A 13116-nucleotide genomic window follows, 5' to 3' on the forward strand; every position below is an offset into this window, starting at 1 on the left:
ACCTGCTCTATTCCAATCTTTGATAATGATGCCACCATCGGCATGCTCTCTTTTTTTACGCGGCATCCTGCGTGTCGAATACTTCTTCGCGCGGCGCCGCCATCCTGTTGCCTCGCATGCCTTCCGCCGTGCGCGGCTCGACCATCTTGATATGCGCATGCGTGGCCTTGTGGCTGCCGCGCAGCCATCGTCGGCCTTGCGGTCCATATACGCCGTCCGGCTCGGGGAAGCATTGCAGCAGCGTCACGTACAGCGTACAAGCCATCGTCAACGCAACGGGCAAGCTGATATCGAGGCCACCCGCGAGTTCGCCGAGCGGGCCCACGAACTGATCCGGCAGATTGACGAAGCACAGGCCCGTCAGCGCGCTCGGAACCCACGCGCCCATCGCGCGCCAGTTCCAGCCGTGCGTGAACCAGTAATGGCCGCCACGTCCGCCGCGATTGAACACCTGCAGATCGTCGGACAGATAGAAGCCGCGACGCGTCACGTAGCCGATGATCATGATCACCATCCACGGGCAGCTGCATGTGTTGATGAGCACCGAGAACGTCGACACGCTTTCCACGAGGTTGAACACGAAGCGCCCGAGAAAGATGAAGCCGATCGCAGCACAGCCGATCACGAACGTCGCACGCACGCGGTTGAGCAGCTTCGGGAACATGCTCGACATGTCGAGGCCCGTGCCGTACAGCGCCGTCGTACCCGTCGACATGCCGCCGATGATCGCAATCAGGCACACAGGCAGAAAGAACCAGTTCGGCGAGATCGCCAGCAATCCGCCAACATAGTTGTTCGACGCGATAAAGTCAGGCGCCTTCTGCGCGATGATCGTCGCCGTCGCGAGGCCGAAGAAGAACGGCACGAACGTCGCGATCTGCGCGACCATCACGGCCAGCATCGTGCGATGCCTCGGCGTGTTCTGCGGAATGTAGCGCGCCCAGTCGCCCATCGTCGATGCAAACGAAACGGGATTGCTCAGCGCGACGAGCACCGCGCTCACGAAAGCCGGCCAGAAACCGACCGCGCCCATCGCAAACTTGCCCGCGTAGTGGCTGTCGAACGGACCGGCGAACGCGAAGATGCCCGCGATGAACAGCAAACTCGCCGTCCACACTGCAATCTTGTTGACCCACAGCATAAAGCGAAAGCCGTAGATACACACCGTCAACACGAGCACCGCGAAGATGCCGTACGCGGCGCTCAGCGTAAAGCCGTTCACAGGCAAGCCGAGCAGATGATTCGCGCCGCCCACGAGCGCATCGCCCGAACTCCACACTGCGAGCGAAAAGAACGCGACGGATGTCAGCAACGCGAGAAACGAACCGACGATCCGTCCATGAATACCAAAGTGCGCGCCCGACGAAACGGGATCGTTCGTGCCGTTGCGCATGCCGAACAGACTCATCGGCGCAAGGATGCACGAGCCGACCAGCACGCCGATCACGATCGACGCGACGCCCGCCCAGAACGACAGGCCGAGCAGCACGGGAAAGCTGCCGAGCACGGAAGTGGAAAACGTATTGCAGCCGCCGAACAGCAGGCGGAACAGATCGATGGGCCGCGCATAGCGGGACGCGTCGGGAATGCGTTCGAAACCAAAGGTCTCGACTGTCGTGATGCTGCTGTTGTTGATCTCGGTGGGGCTGCTGCTCATGTCTCCGACTCCTCTGACGGCCAGGGAAATCACGCGGCTCGCGACTGGCTGGCGGCGTCCGCTTTTTAACGAATGTCTGGTCGCCACTGTAAAGAGAAACAATTCGGGCAAAAATATCGTCGGCGCAACCTTTACTTCGATATCGGTCGATGTAACCGGAAATCCTTGCCCAGAAAGGCTTCTCACACAGAAAGCCACGTCGCTGAAAGTCTCGAAAGCGGCTTGCGACATGCAAAACGTCGAAAAGAATCGGCAGATTTCACGCGCGGCGGCGCTTCCTCGCGGCCGTAACGGCAGGCATCGGAATTGGCACGCTGCCCTTCGCACCCTGTTCGATCAGGAAGTCGCGGAACAGGCTCGCGACATGCGGCAGGCGCTTGTCGGACACATGCATCACATACCAGTCGCGTTCGATCGGGTTGTCGGGCAGCGGCAACAGCGCCAGCAACCCCGCCTGAAATTCCAGCGAGCACGCGTGCAGCGACAGAAACGAAATGCCGAGCCCCGCTTCCACCAGTTGCTTGATCGCCTCGTTGCTCGACAGCTCGGAACCGATATGAAGCTTGTGACCCGCCTGCCTGAACAGGTTTTCGACCGTCGAGCGCGTGCCCGAGCCCCGCTCGCGCACGAACAGGTTCGCCGATTCCAGATCGCCAAGCGTGAGGCGTTTCTTTTTCATCAGCGCATGCGAAGGTGACGCGACGAATGCCATCGGATGCTTCGCGAATGCGGTAGCGACCGTGCGCAATTCACGCGGCGGGCTGCCCATCACGGCGAGATCGATTTCATGTGTCGCGAGCATGCGGATGATGTCCGCGCGATTGCCCACCTTGAACTGCACCTTCACTTGCGGACGCGCTTCCGTAAAGCGCACGAGAAACGGCGGGATCAGGTACTCGGCCGTCGTGATCGCGCCGATGCGCAGCGTGCCGCCCTGCTCGCCGTGCAACGCGGCGAGATCGTCGGCGGCGCCATTCCACAGGTCGAGAATTTCAAGCGCATAGCGCGCGAGGATCTCGCCCGCCGCCGTCAGTTGCACGCCGCGTCCCACGCGCTGCAGGAGCGGCGCGCCCGCTGCGTCTTCCAGCAAGCGGATTTGCAGCGACACGGCGGGCTGCGTCAACCGCAGTTCTTCAGCCGCGCCCGACACGCTGCCAAGCTTCGCCACCGTATGAAGCGTCTTCAATTGACGAAACGTCGCTGCCTTTAACATAAGTTAAAACCTATATGTTCGGTACAAACATTAAATTGTGCTGCGGTTTCGCTCAATTCTATACTCGACCTAACTGATGATGTTCACGCATGAATCCGCATTGAAAACGTTTCAGGAGAGTACGCATCATGACCTCGATCGATCGACACACCGCAAGTAGCACACGAACTGCGCCGCACCGAATCGTCGTCGTTGGCGGCGGCGTGGGTGGACTGGGACTCGCAACGCGTCTTGGCGAATCGCTCGGCAAGAGCGGGCATGCGCAAGTCGTCCTCGTCGACCGCTCGCCGACGCACTTCTGGAAGCCGCTGCTGCACGAAGCCGCGTCAGGCCAGATCGATCCCGCCACGCATCAGCTGCAATTCGCGGTGCAGGCACGGCGTCATGGCTTCGAGTTCGAGCAGGGTGCGCTGCAATCGCTCGATCGCGCGGAGCGTCACATCACGATCAGCGCAACGCGTGATGACAATGGCCGCGAAGTGCTCCCCGCACGTGAAATTGCATTCGATACGCTCGTGCTGGCGCTCGGCAGCGTGACCAACTACTTCGGCGTCAAGGGCGCGGAGCAAAATGCGCTGCCGCTGGAGTCTGTCACGCACGCGGAATCGTTCCGCCGCAAGCTGCTTGATGCCTGCACGCGGGCGAATCATGTGCGGCGCGTAAGCGGCGCGCAACAGGTGCAGCCGGTGTCGATCAATATCATCGGCGCGGGCGCGACGGGCGTCGAGCTTGCAGCGGCGTTGCGCGACAGCATCCGTTTGATGCACCGCTATAGCCTTTTCGCACTCGACCCGGAGCGCGACTTCCGCATCAGGTTGATCGAAGGTACGGAGCGCGTGCTGCCCGCGCTGTCGCAACGCATCTCGGCGCGCGCGCAGCGGATACTCGGCGGGCTCGGCGTCGACGTGCTCACGACGACACGTGTGACGGAAGTACGCGCAGATGCCGTGCTCACCCACGACGGCCAGCATCTGCCGAGCGACATCGCGATCTGGACCGCGGGCATCGCCGGGCCGCCTGTGTTGCGCGTGCTCGACGGCATCGACGTGAACCGCAATGCGCAAGTGCTCGTGACGCGCACGCTGCAAACCACGAATAACGCGAACATCTTCGCGCTCGGCGATTGCGCGGCCTGCCCTTCGCACGCGGACGGCTTTCTTGCACCGCGCGCCCAGGTCGCGCATCAGCAAGCGATGTTCCTGGCACGCGCGCTGAAGTGCCGTGTCGGCGGTGAAGCCCTGCCCGAGTTCACGTATCGCGATGCGGGCACGCTGGTCGGGTTCGGCGATGTGGGCACGATCGGCAGCCTGAGCGGCCTGCGCGAGCGGCCTGTGTTCGTCGACGGCTGGCTCGCCACCGTCGTGTACCGGCTGATCTATCGCCGGCACGTGATGACGGTCACCGGCTTCGCACGCATGGCGCTCGATACGGCGAGCCATTGGCTGCGACGCCGCGTGCATCCCGTGATCCGGCTGCATTGAGCCGAGGGTCACATACAGAACGGCAGGCGGTCAGTCGAGAAACTCGGCGGACCGCTTGCGCAACGCAGCCCCGAAGTCGTCGAGCCAACCGATCGACAGCCGCCAGCTCTGCCAATACAGATCGACGTCGAGATGCTTGCCCGGCGCCATATCGATCAGTTCGCCGCTTTCCAGTTGCGCGGCGATCATCCGCTCCGGGCACATGCCCCAACCCATCCCCGTCGCGCACGCGCGCAAGAAGCCGGATACGTGCGGAATCCAGTGCGTCGGCGCATCGATTTCGCCACGCGTGATCTTGTGTACGAAGCGCTTTTGCAGCTGATCTTTCGGATTGAAGTCGACGCACGGCGCACCGCGCAGCGTGTCGCGACTGACGCCTTCGCTGAAATAGCGTTCATAAAAGGCGGGCGTGCAGACGGCGCGGTAACGCATGCGCCCCAAACGCGTCGAGCGGCAGCCCTGAACCGGCTCCGATTGCGTCGTCACGGCGCCCTGCACGCTGCCGTCGCGAATCCGCTGCGCCGTATGGTCCTGATCGTCGATCACCAGATCGAGCAGCATGCCGCGCTCCGCGCAAAAGTCTGCAACCGCGTCGATGAACCATGTGCCGACGCTGTCGTCGTTCACCGCAACGCGCAAGGTCGGCCACGGTTCGAGCAGCGCGCCGGGCAGCTCAGGCATGCGCCCGTTGAGTTCCGCTTCCAGCAATAGCACACGCTCCGTATGCCGGCACAACAGCGCGCCCGAACGCGTCGCCGTGCAAGGCTGCCCGCGTTTGACGAGCACGCTGCCGACGCGCTCCTCCAGCAGTTTCACCCGCTGCGACACGGCGGAAGGCGTCACGTTCAGCGCAGCCGCCGCGCGGTCGAACGAGCCGTGGCGCACGACGGCCGCAAGCGCATCCAGCAAAGCATAATCGAGCATTAGCGTTCCTTAAGCGGCGTTACGGAAATTAGTTTCTCTTATTCTATCGACGACGGCACACTCACGCATCCGATTCCTTCTCTCCATACACCATCATGAACTGGCTGGCTTTTTCGCACGGCGCCGCGTTGTGCGCCTCGTTGATCGTCACTATCGGCGCGCAAAACGCGTTTGTGCTCCGTCAAGGCATCATGCGCTCGCATATCGGCAAGATCGTGCTGCTGTGTACGCTGTCCGATATCCTGCTGATCGGCGCGGGTGTCGGTGGCGCGTCGGTGCTCGTCGAGCGCTATCCGATCTTCATCCACGCGCTGCTGTACGTGGGTCTCGCGTACCTCGCGTGGTTCGGCATCAGCGCGCTGGTGCGCGCGGTGCGCCCCGGCCATGCCACCCTCGATGCCGATGCGAAAGCCGACACCGCACCGCCCGCGCAACGCGCGCTGCCCATCGTGCTGATGACGCTCGCGTTCACCTGGCTCAATCCGCACGTGTATCTGGATACGTTTCTGTTGATCGGCACGGCAGGTGCGCGTGAAGCGCAAGGGTCGCGCGCCGCGTTCGCGGTCGGCGCAATGGCCGTCAGCGCGATCTGGTTCGTCGCACTGGGCTATGGAGCGCGCGCGCTTGCGCCGCTGTTCAAGCGCGCCACCGCCTGGCGCGTGCTGGATGGCGCAATCGGCAGCATGGTGTTGCTGCTGGCCGTCACGCAGTTGCGCTGATTTGTTGATACGCGAACCCGCCGCTTAGCGCGTGAGCGAGACCTTCGTCAGCGGTTCGGCGTCTTTGATGATCGAGTGGCTCATGCCGATGGTCTGCAACCCGCCATCGGCCACATACGGCACGATGCCGAGCGTGCTGATCTTCTGCACGATCTGACGGCGGCAGGCTTCGTCTTCCGGCGGACAATAATCGATTGAAATGACGGGCAGGCTGTAGCGCTCGTGTATCTCGCGGGCCTGGGCGAGCAGCCATTCGCGGTCGTTGCCGGGTACTTCGTCGTAGCGCTGATTCGCCTGATCCCAGCGGCCGAACAGCGATTCGAACGCGACGGCCGCAACCTGATCATGCACCTGCGGCAGGATTTCAAAACCCCGGTTCAGTATCAGGCGCGCTTGCGGATAGCGGGCCTTCAATTCGCGCAACACCGCGCCAATACCCGCCTGCTGCTGCATCCGTTCGGCGTCCGTCTTCGCGACGAGCTGATACGAATCCAGTGTATCGAGAAAAAAGCCGCGATAGCCGCGTTCCCACAACGGCTTGATGATCTGGTCGACGAAAAACGCGGGCCATCCCGAAGCACTCTGATCGACAACCGTCGACGACCACGCCGCATTGCTGCCCGCGAACCACGTCTTCGGCATCTGCGCATAGTACGCGCGCTCTTTCGTCACTTCGCCGACGCTCACATACGCGTACCAGTTCGGGCAATGCGCCGTATGCGCGCGCGGATCGAAACCGCTGTCGGGTTCGATCACCACGGTATCGAACGGTTCGAAGCGCTCGGCCTGCACGTTCGCGCCGTAGAAGAACGCAACCGCCCCGATCCCTGTCGACGAAGCCCGCTTGCAGGCGGCCAGCGCGGGCCGCACCCACGCAACCGACAGCAACAGGATGACCACCGCCGCGCAAGCGACGACGATCCACGAAACGCCCAGACGGGCGAACGAACTGGCTGTCATAAACCGTTCAGTTGCGCAGCATGTAAGTTTCGTATTCGAGCTTGCTGAACTTGCGATCCAGCAGTTGCACGGCGGCAGCGACGAGAATCAGCAGCGTCAGCGCGAAGCCATAACCATAATAATCCGGCTGCATGTACAGCGTAATACCCGTCAGGATACCGTTCAACAGCACGAACGCAAGACACAGACGCAACACGGTGCGCCTCGCGTCGAGATAGAAGAACACGTTCAGCAGGCCGAGCAGCAACACCTGCAGGCTCGCGGCGATCACGTCGACCATCATCAGCGGCATATACAGCGACGAAATGCCGAGCGCATCGAGCACCAGGTGCCCGAACGCGAGAATCAGCAGCAGCACGACGGCTTGAATCTTCACGATCTCATACAGGCCCGCGCGCACACTGCCGACCATCATGTCGCGCATGTCGTTGATATGGCGCAGCGTTGCGCCGCTGCGCACGGCGTCATAGAAGCGGTCGTAGTATTCGACGAAATCGGCTTCGATGCGCACCAGGAACGTCGCCATGCCCGGCATCACGCACACGTAGGCGATGAAAACGGGAATGTCGTAAATGACGGACGCATGCAGCGGCCCGATCACCTTCGATCCCGTGCCCGGCGCATACCAGAACATGAACTTGTCGAGCCACACGCCGAGGTTGAACAGGAACCCGACCATCGCCAGGCTCGGATAGGCGAAGCGCTTCTGGAACACCTCGAACGAGATGAAGCGCGGGCTGCGATAGTTGCGATAGATGAGCCCCGACAAACCCGCGAGCAGCACGACATGCCCGGCGACGAAGCCACCGAGCAAACCCGACAGCCCGTGCGTATTGAGCATCAGCGCGAACGCGACGGTACAGCCATAGCCGATCGCGAACACAAAGAGAATCTGCCGGTACTGCTTCACGCTCGACAGGAAGATCACCGCGATCCAGATGTTGCTGACGACGACGAAGCCCGCCACCATCAGCAACCGATACATCAGCGGCTCGCCCTGAAAGCCGAACGCGACGGCAAGCACGCCGAGCACGCCCGAGGCCGCCGTCGAAACCAGCACGACGCCGTTGTAGTTCGACAGCACGAGGTCGTCGCGCTTCTCGAAGATCCGGTCGGAAATGAAGCGCGTGAAAGACAGTTGCAGCGGCCCCGTGAGGATCAGACTGCACGCAATCAGATAAGTCACCGACACCTGGAACTGCACGATCGCGTACTTCGGTATCACGAACGCGAGGCTCATCACACCGATGATCAGAATGCCGAAGATCGACAGGATCAGCGGGCCGGAGCTGATCAACCCCGCATACGCGTAAGCGCGCGCGACGCCGAACAGCGTCTGCCGCTTCAGGATCTTGCGAAGCTCGAAACCAATGCCAGCCATCAGCGCACCCCTTCCGTCTGTGCCGACTGCGTCGACTGTGCCGCTGCCGCCCTGCCCGCATGCATCGGGCAACCGCCGCCCTGCTTGCCTTCAGCCGCTTTGACTTGCGAAGGCGCCGCCATCAAACGCTGATACAGCACACGATATTGATCGATCATCTGCGCCTTCGTATAGAAACGCCGCACGCGCGCCAGTCCCGCCTGTTGCGCCGCAAGCCAGCGCGGCTCGTCGCCGAGCAGATCGAGCACGGCTTGCGCGAACGCAGCGGGATTGGCGATCGGCACCACGCTGCCCGCCGCGCCCAATGCGCGGTCCTCGTCGCCGTAGCCTTCGATCAGCTGGCGGCACGAACCCACGTCCGTCGTGATCGACGGGATGCCCGCTGCGAAACCTTCCAGCACGACGAGCGGCAAGGCCTCGCTGATCGACGTCAGCGCGAGCACGTCGACCTTCGGCAGAATCTCGTCGATGCGCTGAAAGCCGAGAAACTTCACGTTGTTCGCAAGACCCAGGCTTTCCGCGAGCGCGCGGCATTCCTGCGCGTACGACGGATCTTCTTCTTCAGGCCCGACGATCCATCCTTCGATATCAGGCATCGCGCGTGACGCAATGAAGAGCGCGCGAATGTAAGTCTTGATGTCCTTGATCGGCACCACGCGGCCGATCAGCGCGACCACGTTACGCGGCCGCACGGTGCGCTTTTCGACGAGCGGAGCAAGACCGTCGACGTCCACGCCGTTCGGAATGTTGCGCGTGCGCGCGGCCTGCGCGCCGTCCGTGATCTGCCGCTGACGGTTCGCTTCGTACAGCGCGACGATATCGTCGGCGGCGTCATAGGCGAGCTTGCCGAGCGCTTCGAAGAAACGCACCCACAGTTCGCGGAAATAGCTGATCTTCGAAATATCGCGCTCGAACGCGCCACGGTTGTCGCGAATCCATTGGCTTTGCAGCAGATCGATCTTGCGCTCTTTCGTATAGATGCCGTGCTCGGACACGAGCAGCGGCCGCCCCGTCCGGTAGTGCAGCAAGGCGCCCAGAAAGCCCGCATAACCCGTCGATACCGTGTGATAGACCTTCGCGGGCGGCAATTGCTCGGCGACGCGCGCGAGCTGCCACAGCGGCTTGTGCATGATGCGCACGGTCCAGAAGTAATCGGTAAACGACGGGTCCGTACAGTAGCGGTGATACTGATCGACGATAAAGTCCCACGCCGCGCGGCTCGTCAGGAACTGTTCCTCGCTGAGCGGCGCCTTGTCGCCAATCAGTTGCACCATGTCGGCCATCATCGCGCCGGCATCGACTTCGCCGCCGTTGCGCCAGGCTTCGTGCAGCGCCGCCGATTGCGCGAACGCCTGCGCATCGCCGGGAATTTCGCGTGCCGCCTGATCGTCCGCACCGGACGTCTCGTACAGATAGTGCGCCTCGAAGTGTACGACGTTGTCGGGCAGCGCATAGGCAGCCGCCTTGTAGTCCTCTTCGCGGCTGCCAATGAACGCAATCGCAAAGCGGATCTCCGGATACGAGCGGAGCATTTCGTTGACCCAGCTCGACACGCCGCCGCGCACATACGGGAACGTGCCTTCGAGCAGCAGGCAGACATCGGCGTCCGCAGCGCGGCGCATCAGTGACGGTTTCATGTGGACCAGTAACGCGCAACAGGTTTGAGCATCGGCAGCGTCGCGGCATTGCCGAGCGACGCGAGCAGTTCGGACACGCGCGCATAGTCGCCGCGCAGATATTCGACTTCGGCAAGCCACGGCACCAGACGCTCGCGCGGAAAACCGAGCGATTGCGCGCGGTCCATGTGCTGCGCGGCTTCGTCGGCGGCGCCGTTGGTCAGCGCGAGGCGGCCGCGAATCATCCACAGCGCGGCGTCGCTCGCGTCGATTTCGAGCGCGGCGCGCGCATGGCGGTCGGCCTGTTCGAGCGTGTGCCGATAAACGACGCCCTGCACGAGGTTTTGATAGATCAGTTCGAAATACAGCTCGGCGAGCTGCCGGTTGATCGCATGACGATCGCCTTCCGACTGCGCCGATTCCAGCGCCTTGCCAGCATGGAAAATGCGCTGCATCACGTCGTTTTCCGCCTGATCCAGCGTGCCGTACGCGATCAGGCGCACGTCTTCGACCGGGTCCGCGAGCAGATCGCGCAGCAGCGTGCCCGTGGTGCGGGTCGGCATGCTCTGGATCGCAACGAGCGCCGACAGGCGATCGGCGGCTGCCACCTTCGTGTTCACGAGCCGCGCCTGCAAGCGCGCGCCGCCGCCGTGCGAGACGCGCGACATCAGATACGTGACGAACTCGGGCGCGGGCACGTCGCCCATTTCGTCGTCCGCATGCGAGGCCGGATAGCACGCCGCCCAGATGCAGCTCACCAGCACGACGAGGCCGCCGAGCAGCGGCACGAACGTACAAGCAAGCCCGAGCAGCAGCAAGCTCCACGCGCGCGGCTCGCGATAACGCAGCGGCAGCAGCAGACGGAACAGCAGCGCCTGCAGCACGCCGCACACCACATTGAACGCAACGGCGGGCAGCAGCGGATCGTACGCGGTGGGCGTATTCGCGAAGTACACGATGCCCACGCACTGAATGCCGGCGACGATGACGATGCCCAGCACCGCGAGCATGGCAACCAGTGCGGCAACGAACCCGCCGCCGCTGGAGCGGTTTGCGGTGGCCTTATCCATCGAGACCACTACGCAGAAGAAGACGCTTCAACGCCACGCCCGGCTCGTCGCCGCCCAGATGCAGCGTGTGTACGCCGATGCGCGCGCCTTCGAGGTCGAGATTGAACTGCGCGCGCAGGCTCGATTCGATCCGCGCGAGATAGCCATCGACGCCCGTTGCGTCGGTTGCGGGCATCAGGTTCAGCAGCACCGACTGCCCCGCCGATTTCACCGGCCACATCAGGTCAAGAGAACGACGGCGGCGCATCACGTGCTCGAAGAACGAATCGCCGGCATCGTCATGAGGGAACACGAGCGCCACCAGCGACGACGTGATGCCTGCCGAGCGTTCGAGCCGCGTGAGCCGGCTCACGTCGAGCGCGAATTCGTACGGGCAATCGGGCACCGCGTGCTGGATATCGCGCACCTGCTGCGAGTGCTCGACGCCGTCGGCGTAGTAGCCGAGCAGCACGAGCAGCAGTTGCAGATTGTCGAAATTCAGCGACAGGAACGGCATGCGACGGATGGCGAGCATCGCGAGCATGGTGCCGTCGGCGGAAATCAGCGGCGCGCATACCAGCAGATGCGTGTTCGTCACCGGCCGCTCTTCGCTCTTCAGATGCGCGACGGCACGCGTTTCGAGCGCGCGCTGCACGAGTTCGTCGCGCGGATCGAAGTCGAACGTATCGCCGATATGCGCGAGCGCGTCGCGCCCCACCTTACCGTCATGCACGGGATACAGCGCAGCCACTTCGATCTGGCAGGCCTGCGCGACGAATTCGAGCAGTTCGCGCGTGCCGGGCATGTCGCCTGAACCATGCGGTTTTGTATCGAGACCATGCGCGACGGAAATGCGGCGCAGCTCGGTGATCGAATCGCGCAGCGTGGTCGGCTTCGTCAACAGGTCCTTTTCGAGGCGCTCGTGCGACAGCCGCATCAGATAGTGACTGTTCGTGATCGCGACGAGCCGGTCGTTCAGATAGTCGTTGATCGCGTTCGCGCGCTGCGCGCGGCTGCCCCACGTATCGCCGAAGTGGCCCGCGACGATGGTCTGCAGCACGCCGCCCGTGAAGAACAGCGTCGGCCATGCGGCCGTGCTGCCCTGCACCAGCACCTGCGTGAACACCTGGTAGGCGCCGATCAGCATCGCGCAGCCGAGCAGGCCGAGCAGCGTGCCGTAACGCAGCGCGATGATGAGCGGCGCGAACCACAGCCACGGAAAGCCCGTGTGCAGCAGGAACGGATCGTTGCGATCGAGCGTATAGGAAACCGCGAAGACCACGCCGATGAACACGACCGTCTCCACGATGGAAAACGGACGCGACACCGCGGGCGCGACGAGGCGCCGCCACGCGCTCAGGTTGCCGAACGGGTTCGATTGGCGCGGTTTGGCCGCACTACTGGCGGCACTGGCGGCGCTTTGCGCGCTGACGGTATTCACGGCCGACTCCTCATCACGTGTCGAGTTGCTCTGGTATTGCAGATTGCCGCGCGCATGTCACGAAGCACATGACAGACGCGCGACGCCATCAGCCGCGCGTGCGCAGCGGCGACAGCAGGCTGCCGATCAGCGACGACGCGACGCTCGACAGGCTCGAGCGCGTCCAGCCGCTCTTCGAACCCGTCGCGCTCCACACGACCTGGCCCGACGCCACGTCGATCAGCTCGAACGTCACGCCCGCGACGGGCTCGCCGTCCACGCCGACCTTGTAGCGCCACTCTTCGACAGCACCCGTCAGCACGTACTTCACGCGCTGCTCACGCGCCCATGCGAGCTTCTTCTCGCCGATATCGCGCTGCGCGGTGTCGAACATCGCATTCGCGGATGCATCGACAGGCGCGAGACGCACATCGGCAAAGCCGTTCTGACGCAACGCATTCGCCGCAATCGCCGCAGCGCTGCTGCCCGCTGCCGGCGTTTCCGTGAAGTTCGCCATCGTCACGACGGCGACGGAGTCCTTCGATTCGATGGCAGGCGAGCCCGCCTGGCGAATCGAACCGCATGCGCCCAGCACCAGCGCCGAAGCGGCCGCTGCCGCCACCCACTTGATCAAACGTGTCCAGCCGTTGATGTTGCTCATCGAACCACTCCTCAGAAATGTCGTTATCGTCCCAA

Annotated in this window: 11 protein-coding genes; 2 read left to right on the forward strand and 9 right to left on the reverse strand. The window is 63.2% G+C overall.

Annotated features, from left to right (window positions below; all coding sequences use genetic code 11):
- Nucleotides 1-55 precede the first annotated feature (55 nt).
- Both BLT65_RS13895 and BLT65_RS13900 read right to left on the reverse strand, forming a co-directional pair.
- A complete protein-coding gene (locus BLT65_RS13895) occupies nt 56-1657 on the reverse strand; it encodes a purine-cytosine permease family protein (RefSeq protein WP_091778456.1) in 1602 nt (533 codons plus the stop codon).
- Nucleotides 1658-1916: 259 nt separating this feature from the next.
- Nucleotides 1917-2870 carry a LysR family transcriptional regulator gene (locus tag BLT65_RS13900; RefSeq protein WP_042311551.1) on the reverse strand — a complete coding sequence of 318 codons (954 nt, stop codon included), beginning with the start codon at nt 2868-2870 and terminating at the stop codon, nt 1917-1919.
- Between the two features lie 128 nt (nt 2871-2998).
- Between BLT65_RS13900 and BLT65_RS13905 the strand changes: the two genes are divergently transcribed.
- Complete coding sequence (locus tag BLT65_RS13905) at nt 2999-4351, forward strand: NAD(P)/FAD-dependent oxidoreductase (RefSeq protein WP_091778457.1); 1353 nt, start codon at nt 2999-3001, stop codon at nt 4349-4351.
- Nucleotides 4352-4381: 30 nt separating this feature from the next.
- Here the strand turns inward: BLT65_RS13905 and BLT65_RS13910 are convergent, their stop codons facing one another.
- Complete coding sequence (locus tag BLT65_RS13910; RefSeq protein ID WP_007748882.1) at nt 4382-5275, reverse strand: LysR family transcriptional regulator ArgP; 894 nt, start codon at nt 5273-5275, stop codon at nt 4382-4384.
- Between the two features lie 95 nt (nt 5276-5370).
- Between BLT65_RS13910 and BLT65_RS13915 the strand changes: the two genes are divergently transcribed.
- The gene (locus tag BLT65_RS13915) at nt 5371-5994 is read left to right on the forward strand and encodes a LysE/ArgO family amino acid transporter (protein ID WP_091778459.1); all 624 of its coding nucleotides are present in this window, start codon (nt 5371-5373) and stop codon (nt 5992-5994) included.
- A gap of 24 nt (nt 5995-6018) precedes the next feature.
- Here BLT65_RS13915 and BLT65_RS13920 read toward each other — a convergent pair whose 3' ends face one another.
- From BLT65_RS13920 to BLT65_RS13945, 6 genes are all read right to left on the reverse strand, one after another.
- On the reverse strand, nt 6019-6954 hold the full coding sequence (locus BLT65_RS13920) for an endo alpha-1,4 polygalactosaminidase (protein WP_091778461.1): 936 nt from the start codon (nt 6952-6954) through the stop codon (nt 6019-6021).
- 7 nt (nt 6955-6961) lie between these two features.
- A complete protein-coding gene (pelG, locus tag BLT65_RS13925; RefSeq protein WP_042311561.1) occupies nt 6962-8335 on the reverse strand; it encodes an exopolysaccharide Pel transporter PelG in 1374 nt (457 codons plus the stop codon).
- On the reverse strand, nt 8335-9972 hold the full coding sequence (pelF, locus tag BLT65_RS13930) for a GT4 family glycosyltransferase PelF (protein ID WP_091778463.1): 1638 nt from the start codon (nt 9970-9972) through the stop codon (nt 8335-8337). Before pelF ends, pelG begins: the two co-directional genes overlap by 1 nt.
- Complete coding sequence (locus tag BLT65_RS13935; RefSeq protein WP_091778465.1) at nt 9969-11021, reverse strand: tetratricopeptide repeat protein; 1053 nt, start codon at nt 11019-11021, stop codon at nt 9969-9971. Before BLT65_RS13935 ends, pelF begins: the two co-directional genes overlap by 4 nt.
- Nucleotides 11014-12441 (reverse strand): PelD GGDEF domain-containing protein, encoded by a 1428-nt coding sequence (locus BLT65_RS13940; RefSeq protein WP_091778467.1) that lies wholly within the window; start codon nt 12439-12441, stop codon nt 11014-11016. Before BLT65_RS13940 ends, BLT65_RS13935 begins: the two co-directional genes overlap by 8 nt.
- A gap of 88 nt (nt 12442-12529) precedes the next feature.
- Nucleotides 12530-13081: a hypothetical protein gene (locus tag BLT65_RS13945; RefSeq protein ID WP_007590510.1), complete on the reverse strand. Its 552-nt coding sequence runs from the start codon at nt 13079-13081 to the stop codon at nt 12530-12532.
- Nucleotides 13082-13116: the final 35 nt, after the last annotated feature.

Origin of the sequence: Paraburkholderia steynii, from assembly GCF_900100565.1 — a bacterium.
Lineage (GTDB): Bacteria > Pseudomonadota > Gammaproteobacteria > Burkholderiales > Burkholderiaceae > Paraburkholderia > Paraburkholderia terrae.

Coding starts and splice junctions, on each gene's coding strand:
- BLT65_RS13895 (WP_091778456.1), bottom strand. CDS start 1,657: ATGAGCAGCAGCCCCACCGAGATCAACAACAGCAGCATCACGACAGTC.
- BLT65_RS13900 (WP_042311551.1), bottom strand. CDS start 2,870: ATGTTAAAGGCAGCGACGTTTCGTCAATTGAAGACGCTTCATACGGTG.
- BLT65_RS13905 (WP_091778457.1), top strand. CDS start 2,999: ATGACCTCGATCGATCGACACACCGCAAGTAGCACACGAACTGCGCCG.
- BLT65_RS13910 (WP_007748882.1), bottom strand. CDS start 5,275: ATGCTCGATTATGCTTTGCTGGATGCGCTTGCGGCCGTCGTGCGCCAC.
- BLT65_RS13915 (WP_091778459.1), top strand. CDS start 5,371: ATGAACTGGCTGGCTTTTTCGCACGGCGCCGCGTTGTGCGCCTCGTTG.
- BLT65_RS13920 (WP_091778461.1), bottom strand. CDS start 6,954: ATGACAGCCAGTTCGTTCGCCCGTCTGGGCGTTTCGTGGATCGTCGTC.
- pelG (WP_042311561.1), bottom strand. CDS start 8,335: ATGGCTGGCATTGGTTTCGAGCTTCGCAAGATCCTGAAGCGGCAGACG.
- pelF (WP_091778463.1), bottom strand. CDS start 9,972: ATGAAACCGTCACTGATGCGCCGCGCTGCGGACGCCGATGTCTGCCTG.
- BLT65_RS13935 (WP_091778465.1), bottom strand. CDS start 11,021: ATGGATAAGGCCACCGCAAACCGCTCCAGCGGCGGCGGGTTCGTTGCC.
- BLT65_RS13945 (WP_007590510.1), bottom strand. CDS start 13,081: ATGAGCAACATCAACGGCTGGACACGTTTGATCAAGTGGGTGGCGGCA.